The following is a 22,735-nucleotide window of genomic DNA, read 5'->3' as shown; positions in this document are numbered from 1 at the left end:
TCATGCCTTCGATAACCGTGGAACCCTGCACCTTTGCCCTGTTTGGCGCCTTGGGTGATCTGGCGCTGCGCAAGTTATTTCCTGCCCTTTATCAACTCGATGGCGCCGGGTTGCTGCACGACGACACACGCATCCTGGCCCTGGCCCGTGAAGCCGGCTCCGAGCAGCAACACCTGGCCCATATCGAAAAAGAATTGCGTAAATACGTCGGCAAGGAACTCGACGAGGCCGTGGCCCAGCGTTTCCTCGCGCGCCTTTCATATGTGCATGTTGACTTCATGAAGGCTGACGACTACGTCGCCCTGGCCGAAAAAGCCGGCAGCGAGCAACGCCTGATTGCCTACTTCGCCACCCCGGCGGCGGTGTACGGCGCGATCTGCGAAAACCTGTCCAAGGTCGGCCTGGCGGAAAATACCCGCGTAGTGCTGGAAAAACCCATCGGTTCGGACCTGGAGTCGTCGCGCAAGGTCAACGACGCCGTGGCGCAGTTCTTTCCGGAAAACCGCACCTACCGCATCGACCACTACCTGGGCAAAGAGACGGTGCAAAACCTGATCGCCCTGCGTTTCGCCAACAGCCTGTTCGAAACCCAGTGGAATCAGAACTACATCTCCCACGTGGAAATCACCGTGGCCGAGCAGGTTGGCATCGAAGGCCGTTGGGGTTATTTCGACAAGGCTGGCCAGCTGCGCGACATGATCCAGAATCACTTGTTGCAACTGCTTTGCCTGATTGCCATGGACCCGCCTGCCGACCTGTCCGCCGACAGCATCCGCGACGAGAAGGTCAAGGTGCTCAAGGCGCTGGCGCCGATCAGCCCCGAGGGCCTGACCACTCAGGTAGTCCGTGGCCAGTACATCGCCGGCTACAGCGCTGGTAAAGCCGTGCCGGGTTACCTGGAAGAAGACAACTCCAACACCCAGAGCGACACCGAGACGTTCGTTGCCCTGCGTGCCGATATCCGTAACTGGCGCTGGGCCGGCGTGCCGTTCTACCTGCGTACCGGCAAGCGTATGCCGCAAAAACTGTCGCAGATTGTCATTCACTTCAAGGAACCGTCCCACTACATCTTCGCCCCGGAGCAGCGTCTGCAGATCAGCAACAAGCTGATCATCCGCCTGCAGCCGGACGAAGGTATTTCCCTGCGTGTGATGACCAAGGAGCAGGGCCTGGACAAAGGCATGCAACTGCGCAGCGGACCACTGCAATTGAATTTTTCCGACACCTATCGCAGCGCACGCATCCCCGATGCCTACGAGCGATTGTTGCTGGAAGTGATGCGCGGCAATCAGAACCTGTTTGTTCGCAAAGATGAAATCGAAGCCGCGTGGAAGTGGTGTGACCAGTTGATCGCCGGCTGGAAAAAATCCGGTGATGCGCCCAAGCCGTATGCGGCGGGGTCCTGGGGGCCGATGAGCTCCATTGCACTGATCACGCGGGATGGGAGGTCGTGGTATGGCGATATCTGAATTGAAACTGCCTCAGGGCGTCACTGCCCATGAGTACCGTACGCCTGCGCTGCTGGCCGATGGCCTGGCCAATGACGTGGCTGAACAACTGCGCTCGGCCATCAGTGCCCGTGGCGAGGCGACGTTGGTGGTGTCCGGTGGCCGCAGCCCCGTGGCGTTTTTCCAGAACCTGGCCAAGCAGGGCCTGGACTGGTCCAAGGTCACCATCACCCTTGCCGATGAACGCTGGGTGCCGGTCGAACATGCCGACAGCAATGCTGGCCTGTTGAAGCAACACTTGCTGCAAGGTCCGGCGGCCAAGGCGAAGTTCTTGAGCCTGTACAGCCCCGCTGCCAATCTTGAAGACGCTGCCGAGCAGGCCGATCGCCTGCTGGGCGAGTTGCCAGCCATTGATGTGCTGGTGCTGGGCATGGGCGATGACGGCCACACCGCATCGCTGTTCCCCAACAGCCCTAACCTGAGCGAAGCGCTTAAGGCCGACGGTACCCGCCGTTGCTGGCCGATGCTGGCGCCCACTGTGCCGCACCAGCGCCTGACCATGAGTCGTGCGCTGCTGGCCACGGCCAGCTACACCGTGCTGTCGATTTCCGGCAGTTCGAAATTGACTACCTTGAGCGCCGCCCTGGCCAGCGACGATGTTGCTGCCATGCCGATTCGCGCGTTTTTGCAACCTACTCTAGAGATTTACTGGTGCCCATGAGCCAAGGATCAGCCGCTATGAAAAGCCCTCAACCGACCGTGTCCATGGCGGATAAAGTTGCCTTGATCGACAGCCTCTGCGCCAAGGCGCGGATCCTGCCGGTGATCACCATCGCCCGCGAGCAGGACATCCTGCCGTTGGCCGACGCCCTGGCCGCTGGCGGTTTGACCGCGCTGGAAGTGACCCTGCGTTCCGAGTTCGGCCTCAAGGCCATTCAGGTCTTGCGCGAGCAACGTCCTGAACTGTGCACGGGTGCCGGTACCGTGCTCGATCGTCACATGCTCGAAGCGGCAGAAGTGGCAGGCTCGCAATTTATCGTCACCCCCGGCATCACCCGTGACTTGCTGGAAGCCTCGGTGCACAGCCCGATCCCGCTGCTGCCGGGCATCAGCAATGCCTCCGGCATCATGGAAGGCTACGGCCTGGGTTATCGCCGCTTCAAGCTGTTCCCGGCTGAAGTCAGCGGTGGTGTTGCTGCCATCAAGGCTCTCGGTGGCCCGTTCGGCGAAGTCAAATTCTGCCCGACTGGCGGTGTTGGCCCAGCCAACATCAAGAGCTACATGGCGTTGAAAAACGTGATGTGCGTGGGGGGCAGCTGGATGCTGGATCCGGAGTGGGTCAAGAACGGCGACTGGGCGCGTATCCAGGAAGTCACTGCCCAGGCGCTGGCGCTGCTGGACTGAACGGATTTATCGAATCGTTGTTGCTGTGCTTAACGGCATTTTTGCGGCGCACTTGGTCGGTGTGCCGCTTTTTTTTGCCTGTAAAAAGCCTCAAAACCACCCTGGATCCAAATGTGGGAGCGGGCTTGCTCGCGAATGCGGTGGGTCAGTCAACGCATCTAGTGACTGGTATCGCGCCTTCGCGAGCAAGCCCGCTCCCACAGTTTTAATCTGTGTTTAGTTGGGTAATCGCTTGGACTAGCGCATTGATGTCCGCCGCCGACGTCACCAGCCCCGGTGTGACCCGAATACAGGTGCCAAACGCCGCCCCCGTTCGTGTGGTGGTGAACAGGCCATGCTCCTTGAGCAACCGGTCCACCATCACCTGCTGATCGCGCCCGATGAATTTGAAGGCCGTAATGCCGCAGTACAGTTGCGGATCATCTGGAGTCAGCACTTCAATTCCCGCCAACGGCCGTACCTGGTTCACCCACAGGTTGCGCAGGTAATTGACGCGTGCGCCCTTGGCGGCAGCGCCACCCAATTGCCGATGCTCTTCAAACACCAAGGGCAAGGTCATCAGTGCCGGAAAGTTCGGCGTGCTGTAGGACGTACGCGCTCGCACATCGGTGGCTGGGTAATGGAGCTCGCCCATATCCGGGTCGATATCGGCCAGGCGCTCCGGTGCGATGTACAAAAAGCCCAGGGTCAACGGCGCGCCGATCCACTTGTGCAGGTTGAAGCCTGCGAACTGAATGCCCAGTTCGGCCAGGTTGAATTCGATCTGGCCCAAGGCGTGGGCGCCGTCGAGGATCACGTCGATTCCTCGTTCGCGCGCTGCCTTGGCAATGGCCGCAACCGGCATGACCAGGCCCGTACGGTGGGTCACATGGGTCAAGGCCATTAATTTCAGGCGCGGGTACTGCACAAACGCATCGTGATAAGTCTGCACCAAGCTGTCGAAACGGGCCGGGTGGGTGTGGGCCACCTCTATGACTTCCACGCCGCGAGTCGCTGCCAGCCAGCGCATGGCGCCTTTGACTGTGTCGTATTCCAGATCAGTGATCAGCACCTGGTCGCCCGGTTGCAGGCGGTTGTAGTTGCGGATCAGCGACTGCAAAGCTTCGGTGGCGTTACGGGTGAAAGCGACCGACTCGGGGTCGACAGCAATCAACCCGGCCAACTGGCGGCGTATCTCGTTGTTTTCACCCTGTTCAAAACGCTGGCGCACATGCACAGCGTTGCTGCGGTTGATAAAGCTGATGTGCTCAAGGTATTGGGCCTGCACCGCCCGGCTCATGCGCCCGAAGTAGCCGTTTTCCAGGTTGATCGGGCCGGGCTCGCACTCGTAACACTGAGCGATGGCCTGCCAGTGCGCTTCGTTATCGGCATTCCTCGGCATGGTGGGTCTCCTAGTGGCGGGGGGCGGGTCTGCCGTGTTTGGCGCGCAGTGGTTCGAGCAATTCGGACAGACCGTTGTGGTCGATTTCCTGCATCAAGGCCAGCAAACCGCCCAGTTCCCCGTGGGGGAAACCTTCACGGGCGAACCAATTCAGGTAGGGCCCAGGCAGGTCGGCAATGATCCGGCCTTTGTATTTGCCGAAGGGCATTTGGCGGGTGATGAGCAGTTCGAGTTTGTCGGGATTCATGAGCGTCGCAGGGTTGAGGCCAGGCTTTCGAAAATACAGGCATTCTGCATGAAGGCCAAATGACAGATCATGCAAATAACCAAGATACAGATGGTTCAATAATTCGTAACTTATTGAAATAAAACGTAAAAATAATTTTTGAAAACCTGGCACGGGCGCTGCAATAACCAAGGCAACCTTCTAACCCGTACAAGGAATTGAAAAATGACTGATATCAACAAAGAATCGATCTCCGTACTGAACGACCTGATCGAGACCAGCATCGACGGCCAAAAGGGTTTCAAGGAATGCGCTGAAGACATCAAGCATCCAGAACTCAAGGCCCTGTTTGCCAAACGCTCCGCTGATTGCGCGACAGCCGCTGCTGAACTGAAAACTGCTGTGCGTGCCTTGGGTGGCGATCCTGAAGATTCCGGCAGCATGGCCGGCGCCCTGCACCGTGGCTGGGTCGACGTGAAGTCGATGGTCACTGGCAAGGACGAAGAGGCCGTATTGAACGAAGCCGAGCGCGGTGAAGACCACGCATTGAAGGCTTACCGTGAAGCGATCGAGAAGATCAACAAACACAATCTGGTGGGCATTCGTGACTTGGTTGAGCGTCAGTACCACGGTGTACAGCGCAATCACGACCAGGTAAAAGCCCTGCGTAACCAGGCCCGCGCTCAGTCGTAAGACCTACGCTGGACCTAATGTGGGAGCGGGCTTGCTCGCGAAAGCGGTGGATCAGTTACTGTTGTATTGACTGATCCACCGCATTCGCGAGCAAGCCCGCTCCCACACAAGCCCGCTCCCAGATTTGTTTTATGCAAAGGCTGGATCAGCCGATGCTGATCGGTGGCAACTCGGTCAGGGTCACGACTTGCTGCTTACGCGGCGCCAGAATCTCTGCCTCGCCATCTACCACCAACTCATCACGCTGGTTGAACACCCGAGTGGCAATACGCACGCGAAACTTCGGCAGTTTCTCGAGGATTTCCAAGCGCACGGTCAGGGTGTCGCCGATCTTCACCGGCTTCTGGAAGGTCATCTGTTGGCCGATGTAAATCGTGCCCGGCCCAGGCAGCTCGCAAGCCACTGCCGCGCTGATCAGCGCACCGCTGAACATGCCGTGGGCGATGCGCTCCTTGAACATGGTCGCCTTGGCGTATTCAGCGTCCAGGTGCACCGGGTTGTGGTCACCCGACATGGCGGCGAACAGCTGGATATCGCGCTCTTCGACGGTTTTGCTGAAGCTGGCAGTCTGGCCCACTTCAAGCGCTTCGTACGGGGTGTTGGTTACCTGGGTCATCTCAACGTGCATCCTGTGGCTTAACGGTAATTAATCGGCTGATTTTAAAGCAAAAACTATTCGCAGCGAGTGGGTCTGCGCAACGCCAGCGCCTGGTCGAGCCAGGCCAGTAGGTCGGCGGTGACTTCATCCCGGTTGGTTTCGTTGAACACTTCATGCCGCGCCTGCGGGTAGAGGTTCAATTGCACGTTCTGGCAGCCGGCCTCACGCAGTGCGTGGGCCAGGTCCTTGAGACGCTTGCCTTCGCTCACCGGATCACATTCGCCGCCCATCACCAGGATCGGCAAGCCCGGGTCGATCTGCGCGAGATTGGACGCTTTGCTGATTTGCTGCAAGCCGCCCAGCAGGTCGATCCACAACTGGTTGGTGCAACGAAAACCGCAGAGCGGGTCATTGATGTACTTGTCGACTTCGTCCGGGTCGCGGCTCAGCCAGTCGAAGGCGGTGCGGTTGGGCTTGAACGCTTTGTTGAACGAGCCAAATGAGAGGAACTCGATCAACGCACTACGGCCGCGCAACCCTTGGCGCAGGCGTTCGATACGTGCGATCAGCCGGGCCGCGCTATATAACACCACCGGCTGGAAATTCGAACCGCTGAGAATCGCGCCATGCAGGCTGGCGCTGTGGTGCAGCAAATAGCCCTGGGCGATGTAGCTGCCCATACTATGGCCGAGCAAAATAATCGGCAGGTCCGGTTGCTGCTGGCCAATATGCTGGTTGAGGCTGGCCAGGTCGCCGACTACTTTGTTCCAGCCATCCTTTTCAGCGTACAGCCCCAGGATGCCCTCGTCGGCGGTACGGCCATGGCCGCGCTGGTCCAAGGCATACACGCCGTAGCCGGAGCGGCACAAGGCGTCGGCCAGGCGAGCATAACGACCACTGTGCTCGGCCATGCCATGGGAGAGCATGACCACCGCCCTCGGCGGGCTGTCTGGCAGCCATTGGTTGACAGACAGGCGGCTGTGGTCGTTCGCGGTCAGCCAGAAGGTGCTGTGGTTCATGGCGGCTTCCTTTGCTCAGGGTCGTTGCAGTGTATAGCTCATCGCCAGAATTGCGCGGCATCTACCTGCACGTTAGACGCAAGATTCACGCAATCAATGACAGGATTTATCTTATTTGCCTGTTTGGTCATAGCTGCTAACGTCCCTCAAATCTCCGCTTTTTATCAATGCTTAAAGCGGCCGGACACACTCAGGTAAGAGGGCAAGAATAATGCAACCTGATTTCTGGAATGACAAACGGGCGGCGGGCGTCCCCAATGCCATCGACCTCACGACCTACAAGTCAGTGATCGAGGTCTTCGAGCGTTCCTGCAAGACCTTCGCTGACCGTCCGGCGTTCAGCAACATGGGCATTACCCTGACCTACGCTGAGCTGGAACGCCAGAGTGCGGCGTTCGCCGGTTACCTGCAACAGCACACCGACCTCAAGCCCGGTGAGCGCATTGCGGTGCAAATGCCTAATGTGCTGCATTATCCAGTTGCCGTATTCGGCGCACTGCGCGCCGGGCTGATCGTGGTCAATACCAACCCGCTGTACACCCCTCGCGAGATGCGCCACCAGTTCAAGGACGCGGGCGTGCGGGCGCTGGTCTACCTCAACCTGTTCGGTTCACGTGTGCAGGAGGTGTGCACCGACACGGAGATCGACTACCTGATCGAAGCCAGGATGGGCGATTTCATGCCCGCCGCCAAAGGCTGGCTGGTCAACACCGTGGTCGACAAGGTGAAGAAGATGGTCCCCGCCTATCACCTGCCGCGGGCGGTATCGTTCAAGCGCGCCCTGCGCATGGGCGCGGGCCTTGGGGTGACGCGCCATCCGGTAACCCTGGACGACATCGCCGTGCTGCAATACACCGGCGGCACCACCGGCCTGGCCAAGGGCGCGATGCTCACCCATGGCAATCTGGTAGCGAACATGCAGCAGGTGCGGGCGTGCATGTCGCAACTGGGTGAAGACGGCCACCCGCTGATCAAGGAAGGGCAGGAGGTCATGATCGCGCCGTTGCCGCTGTACCATATCTATGCATTCACGGCCAACTGCATGTGCATGATGGTGTCCGGCAACCACAACGTATTGATCACCAATCCACGCGACATCGGCGGGTTTATCAAGGAATTGAAACAGTGGCGCTTCACTGCGCTGCTGGGGCTCAACACCCTGTTTGTGGCGCTGCTGGACCACCCGGATTTCAAGAGCCTGGACTTCTCCCACCTCAAGATCACCAACTCCGGCGGCACCGCCCTGGTCAAGGCCACGGCGGAACGCTGGAAGGCGGTGACCGGCTGCGCCATCGGCGAAGGCTACGGCCTCACCGAAACCTCGCCAGTGGCCAGTACCAACCCCTACGGCGGCCTGTCGCGCCTGGGTACCGTGGGCATCCCGGTGCCGGGCACAGCCATGAAAGTGATTGATGATCAAGGGCACGAACTGCCGTTGGGCGAGCGCGGCGAGTTGTGCATCCAGGGTCCGCAGGTAATGAAAGGCTACTGGCAGCACCCGCAGGCCACTGCCGATACGCTGGACGCTGAAGGCTGGCTCAAAACCGGTGACATTGCTGTGATCGATACCGACGGCTATATCAGTATTGTTGATCGCAAGAAAGACCTGATTATCGTCTCCGGCTTCAATGTCTATCCCAACGAAATCGAAGACGTGATCATGGCCCATCCGGCCGTGGCCAGCTGCGCCGTGATCGGCGTACCGGACGAGCGCACGGGGGAGGCGGTGAAGCTGTTCGTGGTGGCACGGGCCCAGGGGGTGAGCCTCGAGGAACTGAAGACGTACTGCAAGGCCAACTTCACGGGGTACAAGGTGCCCAAGCATATTGTGTTGAGAGAGTCGTTGCCGATCACACCGGTGGGCAAGATCTTGCGCCGGGAGCTGCGCGACATTGCTTGAATTGAAATAGAGTACAAAAAATGTGGGAGCGGGCTTGCCTGCGATAGCAGTGTTTCAGTCACCTGTTGAACTGACTGATCCACCGCTATCGCAAGCAAGCCAGCTCCCACACTGTATTTTTCGCCCTTGAAAGCCTGTTCTAGAGCCATTTTTGGCGTTATAGAATTTTTGCTCTAAAAGTGACCATTGGATATTCTTGAGTCATGTTTATGACTGTAGGGCCCTCTTTTGGCTCTAGGCGGCCCTTGGCAAAGCTGCTACTCTCGGCGCGCTTTGTGACTTCTAGGCCTGCTTGAAAGCGCCAGACTCACCTAAAAACATACACCAATAATAATCGCATCAAATGCGATGATGAATTCGCGTCGCTGAGGAGTGGGCTTCCATGAATGAAGACTTTTGGAAGGATAAGTACCCCGCCGGGATTGCTGCACAGATCAATCCAGACGAGTATCCGAATATTCAGGCGGTACTGAAGCAGTCCTGCCAGCGCTTCGCCAACAAACCGGCTTTCAGCAACCTGGGCAAGACAATCACCTACGGTGAACTGTACGAATTGTCCGGCGCATTCGCCGCGTATCTGCAACAGCATACCGACTTGAAGCCTGGCGATCGAATCGCTGTGCAACTGCCCAACGTTCTGCAATACCCCGTCGCTGTATTCGGTGCCATCCGCGCCGGCCTGATCGTGGTCAACACCAACCCGCTGTACACCGCGCGGGAGATGGAACACCAATTCAATGATTCGGGGGCCAAGGCCCTGGTTTGCCTGGCCAACATGGCGCACCTGGCTGAAAAAGTCGTGCCCAAGACCGCCGTCAAGCACGTGATCGTCACCGAAGTTGCCGACCTGCTCTCGCCGTTCAAGCGCGTGCTGATCAACAGCGTGATCAAGTACGTGAAGAAAATGGTCCCGGCCTATCATCTGCCCCAGGCCATCAAGTTCAACGACGTACTCGCCAAGGGCCATGGCCAGCCGGTCAACGATGCCAGCCCGGCCAGCGGCGATGTGGCCGTGTTGCAATACACCGGCGGTACCACCGGCGTGGCCAAGGGCGCGATGCTGACCCACCGCAACCTCGTCGCCAACATGTTGCAATGCAAGGCGCTGATGGGCTCCAACCTCAATGAAGGCTGCGAGATCCTGATCACACCGCTGCCGCTCTACCACATCTATGCCTTCACCTTTCATTGCATGGCGATGATGCTGATCGGCAACCACAACATCCTGATCAGCAACCCGCGCGACCTGCCGGCGATGGTCAAGGAACTGTCGAAGTGGAAGTTCAGCGGCTTCGTCGGCCTCAACACCCTGTTCGTGGCACTGTGCAACAACGAAGGTTTCCGCAAGCTGGACTTCTCTGCGCTGAAGGTCACCCTATCGGGCGGCATGGCGTTGCAACTGGCTGCGGCGGAGCGTTGGAAGGCCGTGACCGGCTGCGCGATCTGCGAAGGCTACGGCATGACTGAAACCAGCCCGGTGGCCACGGTCAACCCGATCCAGAACATCCAGATCGGCACCATTGGCATTCCGGTGCCTTCCACCGCGTGTAAAGTCATCGCCGACGACGGTACCGAGCTGGCGCTGGGCGAAACCGGCGAGCTGTGTGTGAAAGGTCCGCAAGTGATGAAGGGCTACTGGCAGCGCCAGGATGCCACCGACGAGATGCTCGACAGCGAGGGCTGGCTGAAGACCGGCGACATCGCGATCATCCAGCCAGACGGCTACATGCGTATCGTCGACCGCAAGAAGGACATGATTCTGGTCTCCGGCTTCAACGTCTACCCCAACGAGCTCGAAGACGTGCTGGCGGGCCTGCCGGGCGTGCTGCAGTGTGCGGCCATCGGCGTACCGGATGAAAAATCCGGCGAGCACATCAAGTTGTTCATCGTGGTCAAGCCAGGGGCCACCCTGACCAAGGACCAGGTGATGGAACACATGCGCGCCAACGTCACCGGCTACAAGGTGCCCAAGGCCGTGGAGTTCCGTGATGCGTTGCCGACCACCAACGTGGGCAAGATCCTGCGGCGTGAATTGCGTGATGAAGAACTGAAGAAACTCGGTCTTAAAAAGTAACCCATAAAAAACCCCGCTGATGCGGGGTTTTTTATGAGGGCGCTGGCCAAACACTTACCCCCTGTGGAAGCGGGCTTGCCTGCGATAGCGCTACACCAGCCACTGCTGTATCGCCTGACTCACTGCTATCGCGGGCAAGCCAGCTCCCACAGGGTTACCGGGTTACAGCACGAACTGCGCAAAGCTCACACCCGCACCGGCGGGGCGCACGTCCTTTAAGAACGAATCCTTGTCGGCGCTCAACTCCAGGGTAATCTCCGGCTTGCGCTTGCCCGCATTGCGCACCACCAGCCCCTCGAGTTTTTCACGCAGGAACACGGTCGGCACCTTCAGGTGCAACAACTGGTCGGTGTCGGCGTTGTGCATCAACAGATGGATCCACTCGTACTGGCCCACGGCAATACGCCCCACCGGCAGGTCGAACCACCAGATGTTGCGTTTGCGGTCCAGGTCGGTGAAGTGGCAGTTGTTGACGCCGAGTACGGCACCGCCCAGTTCCTGGTTTCTGCGGGCAATGGCCTGTGCTTTATTGAGTTTCATAACCTTCCTACGGGATCTGTTATTCAGCGTTGCAGCCTGAATGTGCCGGGCATTCTCGTGGGTTGGACATAAAACATAAAGCCAAACCTGCCGCTTTCGATGAAATGCTCGTACAAAAATAATTGAAACTCTGCCGTTGCGCTTCAGGTCAACCGCTACGTAGTGACCAAAAACCATTTGATTGTTATCAGGAGTAATACCATGAGCAGCACTTCCGATAAGGTAAAGGGCTTGGCGAACGAAGCTGTCGGTAACATCAAGCAAGGCGTCGGTAAAGTCACAGACAATGACAAACTGCGTGCTGAAGGCGTGATCCAAGAGAAAAAAGGCGAAGCTCAGCAAGCAGTGGGCAAGACCAAGGACGCAGTGAAAAAAGCCACTGAGTAACACGTCCTGGCGGGCAGCCCCCAGCAGCCCGACGGCCATCCACGGATGGCCGTTTTTGTATCCGGTGTTGCAACTAAACTTTCGAAATTGTTTCAAAGTCGCCAAATGGGCTACTTTGATGTAGAAAACGGCCCCTGAGTCGCCCATGAACTCAATCTCTTTGCGGCGAAAGGAGACGCTATGATTTTTCCGGTACTCGATGGTCTCAAGCTGCACAAGGTGCTGATGCGCACCGTCACTGAATTTCTCGATGACGAGATGCCGACTTACGCCTCGGCACTGGCCTACCAGATGCTGTTCTCGTTGTTCCCCTTTCTGCTGTTCCTGATCGCCCTGATCGGTTTCCTGCACCTGCCTGACTTCTTCACCTGGCTGCGCCTGCAGTCGGAACTGGTGTTGCCGCCCCAGGCGCTAGAGCAAGTCAACCCGGTGATCGACCAACTGCAGCAGTCCAAGGGGGGGCTGCTCTCGGTCGGTATCGTGATTGCCTTGTGGACGGCCTCCGCGGGCGTGCGCCTTATGATGAGCGCCATGAACGCCGCCTACGACGTGGTTGAGGGCCGGCCGATCTGGAAGCGTTTTCCACTGTCGATTTTCTACACCGTCGGCATCGCCGGCATGCTGCTGGCTGCTGCCGCGCTGATGGTGCTCGGCCCGCAGGTCATGGAGTGGCTGGCCGGGCAGATCGGCATGCAGGAATTCGTCGTCACCCTGTGGACTATCCTGCGCTGGCCATTGATCGTGATCCTGCTGATGTTCGCCGTGGCACTCATGTATTACGTGATGCCGGATGTCGAGCAGGAGTTTCGCTTTATCACCCCAGGTTCGGTATTGGCGGTGGTGGTGTGGATCGTCGCCTCCCTCGGCTTTGGCTACTACGTCAAAACCTTCGCCGACTACAACGCCATGTATGGCAGTATCGGTGCGATTATTGTCCTGCTCCTGTATTTCTATATCTCCGCTGCCGTGCTGTTGCTCGGCGCGGAGATGAATGCCGTGATCGAACACATGTCTGCCGAAGGCAAGGACCCCGGGCAGAAGGAAATCGGCGAACCGGCCCCGACTGAAAAACAGCACGTCTCTGGCTTAGGCCGGGACCACTCCAAGCCCATTACCGAGCCTGAACAATGATCCGTGAAATCCTGAAAATGGGCGACGAGCGCCTGCTGCGTATCGCCCCGCCGGTACCGCCGGAGATGTTCGACAGCCCCGAGTTGTGGCAACTGATCGACGATATGTTCCAGACCATGGAACACGTAGGCGGTGTTGGCCTGGCTGCACCGCAGATTGGTGTCGACCTGCAACTGGTGATCTTTGGTTTCGAGGCCAGCGAACGCTACCCGGAGGCGCCGCCGGTACCCCAGACCATTCTGATCAACCCGCTGATCACACCGCTTAGCCCGGTACTGGAAGAGGGCTATGAAGGTTGCCTGTCAGTACCCGGCCTGCGCGGCGCCGTGAACCGTTACCAGCAGATCCGCTACGAAGGTTTCGACCCCAAGGGGGAGCCGATTGTGCGTTTTGCCGACGGCTTCCATGCGCGGGTGGTGCAGCATGAGTGCGACCATTTGATCGGCCGGTTGTACCCATCGCGGATTACCGATTTCAGCAAATTCGGGTTTATTGAAGTGATGTTCCCGGAGCTGGACCCAACGGCTGACGAATAGCCCACAGTTCAACTGTGGGATCAGTGTTTATTCAGGACTGGGGCATTGAGCCCCATCGCAATCATCGGCTTATTGCGCTTGTAACGCACCAGCCGTTCACTCAGCGATTGCGGCAAAACCGTGTCCTGGCTGAACCCCATGCCCCGATACAACCCTTCCAGGTCCGGATGGCACAGCAACCAGACCGTCCCCTCACAACCCGCCACGGCCTCTTCAACCAGTCGCGCCGCGAGCCCCTGGCCACGATAAGTCGGCGCCACAAACACCCCCGTCAGCCACTGCCCACCCACCACCGGGCTCAAGCACAAGCCCGCCACGATGTCGCTATCGCGCGCCACCCACAAGCGGCCGCCCTTGAGTGCCTTCATCGACGAATTGTGGTTGCGATAAAACTTGTTCAGCAGTGGCCACAGAGGCTCTGCCAGCGGTTCGATGTGCAATGGGGGCATGGGGTTCAGACAAGCATTATCCAGGGCCGGGGATTATAAGCGCCTTCTGCCGGGCAATAGGTGGTATACCCAGTGCTACATCCCCTGTTAGTGGAGCATGCATCATGGCCAAAGGTATGGATTCAAAGAAAGCCGCCAAGAAAAAACCGGCAAAGACCGCGGATGAAAAACGCGCGGACAAGAAGACCAAAAAATCCGAAGCAGGCCTGTTCGGTCACTGAGTTACACGCTTAGAACTAAACGATCTGCAAGATTTTCCCGCCTCATTGCACAGAGCAGGAAACACCTGCTCTGAGCTGCCGATGGCCAATTACCTTGATCCGACCCAACGCCGGGAAATCGAAGCCCTGGCGACGACCTTCGTGGCAAGAACCGAATGGCCGACCTGGCTACTGTTGATCGGCGTATATGCCGGCTGGTTCGCGGTGATCCTTGGCAGCCGGTGGCTGGGCCTGTGGCTGAGCATGTTGCTGCTGATTCCGCTGGTGACTCTGTGGCTATCGGTGCAGCACGAATTGCTCCACGGCCACCCGACCCGTTCGTTGTTGCTCAATAAACTCCTCGGCTATGCGCCTTTCGCGGTGTGGTATCCCTATACGCTGTACCGCGACAGCCACCTGTTGCACCACAACGACGACAACCTGACCCTACCGGGCATCGACCCGGAAAGCCGCTACCTCAATCAGCAGCAATGGGACGACAGCTCGCTGTTCGAACGTGGCGTGCATTGGCTGACCAAGACCGTGCTTGGCCGCTTCCTGCTGGCTGCGCCGTTGGCCATTGGCCGGTTGGCCCGTCACGAGTTTCAACGCCTGCCCCAGGTATGGCCGATGTGGCTGGCTCACGGCGCCGTTACTGTGCTGATGCTGAGTTTCATTGCCTCCTACAGCGCGCTTGCGGTGTGGCATTACCTGCTGCTGGTCAGCGTGCCAGCGTTGTCCCTGGCTTCGATCCGCTCCTACTATGAGCACCGCCCCCATCTCCGGCCGGAACACCGCACAGTGCTCAACGAAGCGTCCTGGCCCTGGGCCTGGCTGTTTCTCAACAACAATCTGCACCTGGTGCACCACGATCTGCCAAAGTTGCCGTGGTACCTGCTGCCCAGGGTGTACCGTGCCCGGCGCGAGCAGTGGCTGGTGCGCAGCGGTGGCTTCCTGGTGCAAGGGTACGGCCAGTTGATCAGCCGTCACGGCCTCAAGGCCATCGACAGTCCCCGGCACCCGTTTGCCTGAGAGGCGACCATGAGTGAGTACTACGCCGACCTGCGCATGTACGTTGCGCCCGAACCCATCCAGCAGGCCAATCAACACTGGCTGGCGCGCATCCTTGAGCGCTTGAAGCTGCATCGTCTTAACGCCGACCACCTCGACTTGCGCGGCCTGTGGCTGGCGCCACAATTGCTCGTCAGCCAAACCTGCGGCTACCCGCTGATGACCCAACTGCGCGGCCAGGTGCGCATCATTGGGCGCCCCCGTTACGAGTTGGCCCACAGCAGCCACGGCGAACATTGCAGCCTGCTGTTGACCCGCGCGGACAACCCGCGTACCCGCCTGACGCAGTTCTACCAGAGCCGCGGCGTGATCAACGGCCACGACTCCAACAGCGGCATGAACCTGCTGCGTCACTGTCTGGCGCCGTTGCAGCGCGACGGGCGGTTCTTCGCCAGCGTCGGCATCAGCGGCGCCCACCGCGAGAGCTTGCGCTGGCTGCGTGAAGGCCGCGCCGACCTCGCCGCCATCGATAGCGTCACCTACGACTACCTCGCCCGATTCGCCCCCGAAGAGGTCGCGGGCCTGCGCGTCATCACCCGCAGCGCGCCGAGCCCGACTTTGCCTTACATAGGCGCGCTGGGCTTGAGCGATGGGCAGGTGGCGCAGATTCGTGAGGCGATGAACCTGGCGTTGCAGGACCTGCCGCAGGTGGCGCAAACCCTCGGTGTGCGAGCTGTGCTTCCTGCCAGCGAAGATGACTATCAGGTGGTGTTGGATTACCAGCGCAAAGCCGCCAGCATCGGCTATTCGGTACTTCAATAAGGTTATATAAGAATGCGTTTTAAGTATTATTAAAGCATAAGGAGCCTTGCTAGGATTGCTTCACCGGAACACCGGACATACCGCGCAACCTACTCAGAAGGAGCCCCTATGTCCGGCGCCGATCGTGCTCACAGCGACTATGTGGGCTCCCTGTTTCGCATTCATTACCCTTGGCTGTGCAGCCGTTTGCACCGCTACCTCAACTCCCGTGCCCACGCCGAAGACATCGCCGTCGACGCGTTTGTCCAGCTCTTGAGTGCACCTCAGGTAGCGCCGATACGACAGCCCCGCGCATTGCTTACCACCATTGCCCAGCGCCTGGTGTACCAGGTGTGGCGTCGACGTGACCTGGAGCGTGCCTACCTCGCTGCGCTGGATAACGATGCGGCCTGCGCGGAGGGCAGGGCCCGAGTGCTCGAAGCGCTGCAGGCCGTCGAGCAGACGCTCGACCGCTTGCCGGCCAAGGTCAAGGCGACGTTCCTGCTGTCCCGCGTCAACGGCCTGACGTACCCCCAGATCGCCGCCGAATTGGGGATTTCCCAGCGCTCGGTCAGTGACTACATGGCCCGCGCTGTTACCGCCCTCGAATCCCACACTGACGGTGCTCACTTTGACTCTGAATCGAACCACCAAGAGGCAACTTATGAAAGCAATCAAACACCTGCTGGGCAGTTCGCTGCTGGCATTGGCGGTACTGGCGCAACCCACCTCGGCGGCCGAACCTTCCACGCTGCGCATCGGCTACCAGAAAAGCTCGGTCAGCATGGTGCTCGCCCGTGAGCACAAGCTCTTCGAAGCCGCACTGCCCGGTACACAGGTGCAGTGGACCGAATTCCTCGGTGGCCCGCCGCTGATCGAAGCGCTCAACGCAGGCAGCCTGGACATCGGCAATATTGGTGATATCCCGCCGATCTTTGCCCAGGCGGCCGGGATCGACTTGCAGTATTTTGCCGTCGAGCCCAACGAGGGCAAGGCCGAAGCAGTGCTGGTGCCCAAGGCCAGCACCGTGCAGAACGTGGCCGAACTCAAGGGCAAGCGCGTGGCATTGCTCAAGGGCTCCAGTGCACACAACCTGTTCCTCAAAAGCCTGCTGCACGCCGGGTTGCAGTGGAAGGATGTGAATGTGGTGTACCTGTCGCCTTCCGACGGCCGCGCCGCGTTCGAACAAGGCAAGGTGGACGCATGGGTGGTGTGGGACCCGTACTACTCGGCCGCCGTGATCGACGGCTCGGCACGTGTGCTGCGGGACGGGCAAGGGTTGAACCCTGCGGGCAGTTTCTTCGTGGTCAACCACCCGTTTGCCAAGCAGCACCCAGAGGCCATCGCCACGATTATCCACACGCTTGGCAAGGCGCAGCGCCTGTCGCTTGATGAGCCTGCCGCGAGCATCACGCTGATGGCCGGCACCCTGGGCCTGCAACCGGCGGTGGTCAAAAGCTACTTCGAACATCGCTCGCCCGAGCCGATCCGCCCCTTGGCGGCCATCGACATTGCCAACCAGCAACGCACCGCCGACCTGTTTTTTGCCAACGGCCTGATCCCGAAAAAAGTCGACGTGCAGCAGGCTGTCTTCAAGCCCCTTGATCATCCCTGAGTAGTGATGCTGGCGGATTAGTGGCCTTGCAGAGTGCCAAGGCCTGTCTATGCTCACCCAGAACCGTTAACGACGCTTGGCCGATAAAGCGTTTCCAATGGTTATTTCCCCATGCAGGTGTACCAGAAATATCCAACGTATGAATGGAATGCGCCCTCCAGGCGCCGGGAATCCAGGGTGATCTGACCATGTTCAACCGCCAGCACAAATCCGACCTGCAAGAGATCCAGCGTTTTTCCTGTGCCCTTACCGAAGCCAACGCCAAGCTTGCCGCCATCAGCCGCTCCATGGCGATGATCGAGTTCGACCGCACGGGAGTGATCCTGAATGCCAACGAGCGTTTTTGCCAAACCATGGGCTACAGCATCGAGCAGATCCGTGGCAAACATCACCGCCTGTTTTGCGAGGAGGCGTATACCCACACCGATGCCTACCACCAGTTGTGGCGCGATCTGGCGCGAGGCGAGGCGCTCAGTGGCACCTTTATGCGCTTGAACAAGCATGGCGAGGAGGTGTGGCTCGAAGCCAGTTACATGCCGGTGCTGGACAGCGACAACCAGGTACGCAGTGTGATCAAAGTAGCGTCGGATATTTCTGCACGGGTGCACCATGAACACGAAAACCAGAGCCTCATCGACGCCATTGGCCGTTCCATGGCGGTAATCGAGTTCACGCCCCAGGGCCAAATCCTGAATGCCAACGACAATTTCCTGCGCACCGTGCAGTACACGCGGGAGGAAATCATCGGCCAGCACCACAGCATGTTCTGTCATCGCAGTGAAGTGGAGTCGCCGGCCTACAAGGCATTCTGGGCCTCACTCAATCGCGGCGAATATCACTCCCATCGCTTCGAGCGTAAAAACAAATACGGTAAGACCTTGTTTCTGGAGGCGTCCTACAACCCGATCTTCGACACGAATGGGCGCCTGTACAAAGTGGTGAAGTTCGCCAGCGACATTACCAGCCAGGTCACTACCCTGCGTACTGCCGCCGATTCGGCCCACGCCACCTCGGTGCAAAATGACGCCTGCGCACGCAAGGGCTCGCAGGTGGTGCAGCAAACGGTAGAGATCATCGAGGCGATCTCCAGTGACCTCAACCAGGCTGCCGAGAGCATCGATGCGGTGAACAAGCAGTCGGACATCATCGGCGCCATTGTGCAGACCATCCGCAGCATCGCCGAGCAAACCAATATGCTGGCACTCAATGCGGCGATTGAGGCGGCGCGGGCCGGTGAGCATGGACGTGGGTTCGCGGTGGTGGCCGATGAAGTGCGCAGTCTCGCGGCACGCACCAGCCAGGCCACGGTAGAGATCGTGGATGTGGTGCGCAAGAATCACGACCTGTCGCTGTGCGCGGTGTCGAGCATGCAGTCGAGCCTGAGCCGCACGGGGCTCGGGGTGGAACTGGCGAATGAAGCGGGGCAGGTGATCCTGGAGATCCAGGAAGGCTCGCGGCATGTGGTGGATGCGATCAGTCAGTTCAATTCCACGCTGCAACTGCAGTAATTGAAACCTGCGCTGATACCCTGCGAAAGAATATTCAAATGTGGGAGGGGGCTTGCCCCCTCCCACATTTGGATTCCCTGCGCGACTAGATCGCAGCCAGGGTTTCTTTCACGGCCTGCGCCTGTGGGTCAGCCGTCTTCGCCGCTACCTGCTGCTGTTGCTGCTGCTGGAGGCGTTCGGATACTTCCTTGGCAAAGGCCTCGTCAATGTAGCGGCGGGTAGGCGGGCGCTTCAGGCGGCAAGCGATGACCGTATAGAGACCAATCGTTGCCGCTGGCTAGCTGTTTTTTACGGTGCGAATATCAAACGAGCCTTTGAACGAACGGTCCGTGCCTTCGACCTCAGCAGTGATTTCGAAAGTGCCGGCTGCAGAGCCTGTATTCCCGTCATAGGTGCGCAAGTCAAGCGTGCCGCTTTTTGCACGGTAGGAGGTGCGATGGCCGAAGACTGTTTGTCGGAAATAGCTGACGTTAACGTCTTTTGGCCAAGGTTGAGGCACGGTGATCGGACCTGGGAGCTGATCCTTGGGAAAGTCGATTTGAATGCCGATAAAGTCGCCACCCTGGCTGGGCTGGCGTCCATCCAGAGTGATCCAGCGTCCGGGACTGGATTCGCGATATACGACGTTGCTGGTATCTATTTCACCTTCGAAGCCTGTGGATTTAAGCCATCCTGCCGAGGCGTGTTCGCTCTGTTCCATGTTCAATCCGGGTTACCTTCCAATGGCGGCCCACCACGGGAACGCCTGATTATCAGTAGAACCGCATGAGGCGTTGCGATCTACTGTCAAAGTTGACAGTAGAGTCACTCCGCTGACGGACGGTATCGAGCGCCGACGGTGGTCAATGGGCGATATTTTCCAATGCCAGATTACGCGTACGCGGCCCGAACCAACTGATGGTAATCATCACGATCAACATGCTGCTGGCGATAAACGCCAACACCCCCGGCGTGCCAAGGTGCTCGAGGATAAAGCCGATCAACAGGCTACTGAACACCGTGGACAAACGGCTGAACGAATAACAGAACCCGACCGCTCGCGCACGGATATTGGTGGGGAACAATTCGCTCTGATAGGAGTGATAACTGAAGCTCAGCCAGGCATTGCAGAAGGTGATCATCACCCCGCAGAAAATCAGCCCTAACGCTGTGGTTTGCAGGGCAAACAGGCTGCCGAAGATCACTGCACCCATGGCCGAGCCGACAATTTGCCATTTGTTCTCAAAGCGGTTGGCCACCTTGACGAACAGCAGCGGGCCGAGCGGGTAGGCGAGGGTGATGATAAAGGCGTAGAGCAGGCTGTGGGTCACGCTGACACCCTGGCCCGAGAGCAAGGCCGGCAGCCAGTTGCCAAAGCCGAAGAAGCCGATGGCCTGGAATACATGGAACACGATCAGCATCAAGGCGCGTCGCCGGTAGGGCGGCTGCCAGATATCGGCGAAACGGCCATTGCCCTGCACGCTGATGGCTTCGGGTTCCGGTTCGTCCAGCGGCTTGCCATGATCCTTTTGGCAGCGTGCCTCCAGGTTGTTCAGGATCGTGTCGGCCTCTTCGAAGCGTCCCTTTTGTGCAAGCCAGCGCGGTGACTCCGGCAGGCGCTTGCGCAGTTGCCAGATAAACAGCGCAAACACTGCACTTGAGAGCACCACCCAGCGCCAGCCCGCGATACCGAACGGCGCCTGTGGCACCAGCCACCACGACATCAAGGCCACAGCCGGTACCGACAGAAACTGGATAAAAAATGCAAAGGCAAACGCCGAACTGCGCATGCGCTTAGGTACCAGTTCCGAGAGATAGGCATCGATGGTCACCAGTTCGATGCCAAGGCCAACGCCCACCAGAAAGCGCATGCAGATAATGCCCACGGCCGAGGTCTGAATGCCCATCAGCACCGTTGCCACCGTGTACCAGACCAGCGCAAAGGTGAAGATCGCGCGTCGCCCGAAGCGGTCGGCGATGGGGCTGAGCAGGCTGGCGCCGAGGAACAGGCCCAGGAATGTGGCCGAGGCGAAAGCGGCCTGGTCCGAGAAGCCGAAAACACCTTCGCTGCCGGTATGAAAAATCCCGTCGCTGATCAGGCCAGGGCTGATATAGGCGGTTTGGAACAAGTCATACAGCTCGAAAAAGCCGCCGATGGAGAGCAACGCCACCAGGCGCCAAATAGTGGCGACGGCGGGCAGGCGGTCGATGCGGGCGCTGATGTGGGCGGCTCGGTGGGGGGCGAGGGTGTCCGTAGCTGAGACGGGGAGTGTGGACATGAATAAATTCCATAGTCGGTCACCTGGAATCTTAACTGGCTAACGGAAAGCGGTGTTTGTTAAGTTGCGGACGGTAACCCGTACATTCGCCGATTAATTGCGCGCGGCGCCTCTGTTTCAGAGGTTTATCGCGCGAGGGCGCGAAGGCTGTCCTGCCGAAGGTTGCTATCGGCAGGCAGCTTCTGGTGCGTGGATGTTCTAGACGTGCTTGAAGTCCTCAACCTTATAAGCGCCTTGGGTGAAGCTCATCTTCTTTTGAGGGGCTTGCGCGTTTTGGGCTTCAAATTCGAGGGACGCTGACAGCATATTGCCTTGCAGTTGCAATACGGTGAATTTGCCACTGGTTGCCATATAGTTGCCGGACTCGCCTTGTCGCGTGTCGTCAAACTCAAGCCTTACTTTTTTATCACTCCCCGTTGCATCGATGTCGTAGGTCTCACCTGCCTTGATATTTTGGTCGATGCTTATTTTTATCAAGCCAGATTCGGACATGATTCCAACGGTCGAATTGAAATTTGACTCTCCGTTCAAATGGGCGACGAAAGACGTTTCAAATGGGGAACTCCACCCATTGATTACGCCGGAGATTTTGTCGTTCTCACCGATCTTCTTGCTCATGGCCGCTTCTCCATATCCAGGGATGAGCGAGGCATTGCCTTGCTCTGGCTTATGAATAGGTGAAGATGAAAAACAGGTCTACTGTCAAATATGACAGGTGGTAGTGGTTTTCAGACCAATGGTGATGACCATGCCTGAGGCCCAATAGCTCGCTTAGTCATGGCCGTCGAGGGCGAAGGTCTTGAAGCCGGCATGCTGGCTGAGGCGTTGGTAATACGCCGCGATGGCGGGGTAGGGTGGCCGCTCCATGGGTGTCATCTGCCACCGATGTACCGAAAGGCCTATCAAGATGTCAGCGAGGCTGAACTCTTCGCCGGCGACGTAGGCGCCGGTCTTGGTCAACTGTTGTTCCAGCAAGGCCATCTTGTCATTCCAGGCCTGCACGCCCGCCTGGATGCGTTGCGGGTCCTGATAGTCCGGGTTCTTACGCACCAGTGCGTGGAACGCATAGCCCCACGAAGGGTTGAGTTCGGTGGCTTGCCAGTCCATCCACTGTTCGACCCGTGCACGCAAGGCAGGCTCAACGGGTAGCAAATCATGGCGCTGATAGAGTCCGACAAGGTAGCGGCAGATGGTGTTGGATTCCCACAGTACGCCATGGTCGTCGATCAGCACCGGCACCTGAGCGTTGGGGTTCAAGGCAAGAAAATCGGGGGATTGGGTAGGCTTGAAACCGATGCCCCAATCTTCGCGCACGTAGTCGATGCCCAGTTCCTGGCAGGTCCAGAGTACTTTGCGCACGTTGATGGAGGAGGTGCGACCCAAGATTTTCAGTGAATGGCCCATGGTGCTTCCCTGGCATTTGGAGAATGACCAATCTAGCAGGGGCCGGGCACGACGGCGAGGGTATGAAGCGGGCACGGTCGAAAATGTGGGAGCTGGCTTGCCTGCGATAGCGCTGTGTCAGTCAATGAAGGTGTTGCCTGATACGCCGCTAT

General features: G+C 58.7%; 24 protein-coding genes and 1 pseudogene. 15 read left to right on the top strand and 10 right to left on the bottom strand.

Going from position 1 to position 22,735, the window contains the following annotated elements; genetic code table 11:
• Positions 1-2: 2 nt before the first annotated feature.
• Genes zwf through BMH52_RS27695 form a run of 3 tightly spaced genes read left to right on the top strand, consistent with a single transcriptional unit; the run spans position 3 to position 2,852 of the window.
• The gene (gene zwf, locus BMH52_RS27705) at positions 3-1,469 is read left to right on the top strand and encodes a glucose-6-phosphate dehydrogenase (protein WP_057975130.1); all 1,467 of its coding nucleotides are present in this window, start codon (positions 3-5) and stop codon (positions 1,467-1,469) included.
• Positions 1,456-2,169 carry a 6-phosphogluconolactonase gene (gene pgl, locus BMH52_RS27700; protein WP_034128520.1) on the top strand — a complete coding sequence of 238 codons (714 nt, stop codon included), beginning with the start codon at positions 1,456-1,458 and terminating at the stop codon, positions 2,167-2,169. Before zwf ends, pgl begins: the two co-directional genes overlap by 14 nt.
• A gap of 17 nt (positions 2,170-2,186) precedes the next feature.
• The gene (locus BMH52_RS27695) at positions 2,187-2,852 is read left to right on the top strand and encodes a bifunctional 4-hydroxy-2-oxoglutarate aldolase/2-dehydro-3-deoxy-phosphogluconate aldolase (protein WP_026067364.1); all 666 of its coding nucleotides are present in this window, start codon (positions 2,187-2,189) and stop codon (positions 2,850-2,852) included.
• Positions 2,853-3,057: 205 nt separating this feature from the next.
• On the opposite strand, the gene BMH52_RS27690 is transcribed toward BMH52_RS27695, so the two are convergent.
• Both BMH52_RS27690 and BMH52_RS27685 read right to left on the bottom strand, forming a co-directional pair.
• Complete coding sequence (locus tag BMH52_RS27690) at positions 3,058-4,233, bottom strand: aminotransferase class V-fold PLP-dependent enzyme (RefSeq protein WP_073845671.1); 1,176 nt, start codon at positions 4,231-4,233, stop codon at positions 3,058-3,060.
• A gap of 10 nt (positions 4,234-4,243) precedes the next feature.
• Positions 4,244-4,480, bottom strand: coding sequence for a DUF3820 family protein (locus BMH52_RS27685; RefSeq protein WP_073845669.1), 237 nt, complete (start codon positions 4,478-4,480; stop codon positions 4,244-4,246).
• Positions 4,481-4,684: 204 nt separating this feature from the next.
• Here BMH52_RS27685 and BMH52_RS27680 point away from each other — a divergent pair, with 204 nt between their 5' ends.
• Entirely contained in the window at positions 4,685-5,152 is a 468-nt protein-coding gene (locus BMH52_RS27680) for a PA2169 family four-helix-bundle protein (protein ID WP_014719659.1), read from the top strand.
• Positions 5,153-5,297: 145 nt separating this feature from the next.
• Here BMH52_RS27680 and BMH52_RS27675 read toward each other — a convergent pair whose 3' ends face one another.
• Together BMH52_RS27675 and BMH52_RS27670 are read right to left on the bottom strand one after the other, a co-directional pair.
• Positions 5,298-5,768 carry a MaoC family dehydratase gene (locus BMH52_RS27675; RefSeq protein WP_003193747.1) on the bottom strand — a complete coding sequence of 157 codons (471 nt, stop codon included), beginning with the start codon at positions 5,766-5,768 and terminating at the stop codon, positions 5,298-5,300.
• A 56-nt stretch (positions 5,769-5,824) separates the two neighbouring features.
• Positions 5,825-6,769 (bottom strand): alpha/beta hydrolase, encoded by a 945-nt coding sequence (locus BMH52_RS27670; RefSeq protein ID WP_073845667.1) that lies wholly within the window; start codon positions 6,767-6,769, stop codon positions 5,825-5,827.
• 211 nt (positions 6,770-6,980) lie between these two features.
• Here BMH52_RS27670 and fadD2 point away from each other — a divergent pair, with 211 nt between their 5' ends.
• Positions 6,981-8,669 (top strand): long-chain-fatty-acid--CoA ligase FadD2, encoded by a 1,689-nt coding sequence (gene fadD2 / locus BMH52_RS27665; RefSeq protein ID WP_073845665.1) that lies wholly within the window; start codon positions 6,981-6,983, stop codon positions 8,667-8,669.
• Positions 8,670-9,051: 382 nt separating this feature from the next.
• Positions 9,052-10,743, top strand: a complete 1,692-nt coding sequence (fadD1, locus tag BMH52_RS27660; protein ID WP_014719656.1) for a long-chain-fatty-acid--CoA ligase FadD1 — start codon at positions 9,052-9,054, stop codon at positions 10,741-10,743.
• Positions 10,744-10,905: 162 nt separating this feature from the next.
• Here the strand turns inward: fadD1 and BMH52_RS27655 are convergent, their stop codons facing one another.
• Positions 10,906-11,283 (bottom strand): hypothetical protein, encoded by a 378-nt coding sequence (locus tag BMH52_RS27655; RefSeq protein ID WP_034134348.1) that lies wholly within the window; start codon positions 11,281-11,283, stop codon positions 10,906-10,908.
• A 201-nt stretch (positions 11,284-11,484) separates the two neighbouring features.
• Here BMH52_RS27655 and BMH52_RS27650 point away from each other — a divergent pair, with 201 nt between their 5' ends.
• The 3 genes from BMH52_RS27650 to def all read left to right on the top strand — a co-directional run bounded on the left by BMH52_RS27650 (position 11,485) and on the right by def (position 13,337).
• On the top strand, positions 11,485-11,670 hold the full coding sequence (locus BMH52_RS27650; protein ID WP_003193737.1) for a CsbD family protein: 186 nt from the start codon (positions 11,485-11,487) through the stop codon (positions 11,668-11,670).
• A gap of 180 nt (positions 11,671-11,850) precedes the next feature.
• Complete coding sequence (locus BMH52_RS27645; RefSeq protein ID WP_014719655.1) at positions 11,851-12,801, top strand: YihY/virulence factor BrkB family protein; 951 nt, start codon at positions 11,851-11,853, stop codon at positions 12,799-12,801.
• Positions 12,798-13,337: a peptide deformylase gene (def, locus tag BMH52_RS27640; protein WP_014719654.1), complete on the top strand. Its 540-nt coding sequence runs from the start codon at positions 12,798-12,800 to the stop codon at positions 13,335-13,337. The genes BMH52_RS27645 and def overlap by 4 nt, the downstream gene beginning before the upstream one ends.
• 20 nt (positions 13,338-13,357) lie before the next feature.
• Here the strand turns inward: def and BMH52_RS27635 are convergent, their stop codons facing one another.
• Positions 13,358-13,786 carry a GNAT family N-acetyltransferase gene (locus tag BMH52_RS27635; RefSeq protein ID WP_019819336.1) on the bottom strand — a complete coding sequence of 143 codons (429 nt, stop codon included), beginning with the start codon at positions 13,784-13,786 and terminating at the stop codon, positions 13,358-13,360.
• A 302-nt stretch (positions 13,787-14,088) separates the two neighbouring features.
• Here BMH52_RS27635 and BMH52_RS27630 point away from each other — a divergent pair, with 302 nt between their 5' ends.
• From BMH52_RS27630 to BMH52_RS30070, 6 genes and pseudogenes are all read left to right on the top strand, one after another.
• A complete protein-coding gene (locus tag BMH52_RS27630) occupies positions 14,089-15,018 on the top strand; it encodes a fatty acid desaturase (RefSeq protein WP_014719652.1) in 930 nt (309 codons plus the stop codon).
• A 9-nt stretch (positions 15,019-15,027) separates the two neighbouring features.
• Complete coding sequence (locus BMH52_RS27625; protein WP_014719651.1) at positions 15,028-15,819, top strand: phosphate/phosphite/phosphonate ABC transporter substrate-binding protein; 792 nt, start codon at positions 15,028-15,030, stop codon at positions 15,817-15,819.
• Between the two features lie 108 nt (positions 15,820-15,927).
• Complete coding sequence (locus tag BMH52_RS27620) at positions 15,928-16,599, top strand: sigma-70 family RNA polymerase sigma factor (RefSeq protein ID WP_371915702.1); 672 nt, start codon at positions 15,928-15,930, stop codon at positions 16,597-16,599.
• Positions 16,505-17,413 carry an aliphatic sulfonate ABC transporter substrate-binding protein gene (locus BMH52_RS27615; RefSeq protein ID WP_371915703.1) on the top strand — a complete coding sequence of 303 codons (909 nt, stop codon included), beginning with the start codon at positions 16,505-16,507 and terminating at the stop codon, positions 17,411-17,413. The genes BMH52_RS27620 and BMH52_RS27615 overlap by 95 nt, the downstream gene beginning before the upstream one ends.
• Positions 17,414-17,556: 143 nt before the next feature.
• A pseudogene (locus BMH52_RS30075) lies at positions 17,557-18,378 on the top strand (PAS domain-containing protein); the annotation flags it as partial.
• Complete coding sequence (locus BMH52_RS30070; protein ID WP_371103969.1) at positions 18,352-18,921, top strand: methyl-accepting chemotaxis protein; 570 nt, start codon at positions 18,352-18,354, stop codon at positions 18,919-18,921. The pseudogene BMH52_RS30075 and the gene BMH52_RS30070, both read left to right, overlap by 27 nt.
• A gap of 277 nt (positions 18,922-19,198) precedes the next feature.
• Here BMH52_RS30070 and BMH52_RS27605 read toward each other — a convergent pair whose 3' ends face one another.
• The 4 genes from BMH52_RS27605 to BMH52_RS27590 all read right to left on the bottom strand — a co-directional run bounded on the left by BMH52_RS27605 (position 19,199) and on the right by BMH52_RS27590 (position 22,583).
• Positions 19,199-19,621, bottom strand: a complete 423-nt coding sequence (locus tag BMH52_RS27605) for a hypothetical protein (RefSeq protein ID WP_073845661.1) — start codon at positions 19,619-19,621, stop codon at positions 19,199-19,201.
• A 142-nt stretch (positions 19,622-19,763) separates the two neighbouring features.
• Positions 19,764-21,179, bottom strand: a complete 1,416-nt coding sequence (locus BMH52_RS27600; RefSeq protein ID WP_073845659.1) for an MFS transporter — start codon at positions 21,177-21,179, stop codon at positions 19,764-19,766.
• Positions 21,180-21,377: 198 nt separating this feature from the next.
• The gene (locus tag BMH52_RS27595) at positions 21,378-21,797 is read right to left on the bottom strand and encodes a hypothetical protein (protein WP_073845657.1); all 420 of its coding nucleotides are present in this window, start codon (positions 21,795-21,797) and stop codon (positions 21,378-21,380) included.
• A 153-nt stretch (positions 21,798-21,950) separates the two neighbouring features.
• Positions 21,951-22,583 carry a glutathione S-transferase family protein gene (locus BMH52_RS27590; protein WP_073845655.1) on the bottom strand — a complete coding sequence of 211 codons (633 nt, stop codon included), beginning with the start codon at positions 22,581-22,583 and terminating at the stop codon, positions 21,951-21,953.
• Positions 22,584-22,735: the final 152 nt, after the last annotated feature.

It is taken from the genome of Pseudomonas sp. BTN1, from assembly GCF_001907715.1.
GTDB classification, from domain to species: domain Bacteria; phylum Pseudomonadota; class Gammaproteobacteria; order Pseudomonadales; family Pseudomonadaceae; genus Aquipseudomonas; species Aquipseudomonas paracarnis.
The sequence above is the reverse complement of the archived record's forward strand: the minus strand, read 5'-3'. Positions and strand labels throughout refer to the sequence as shown.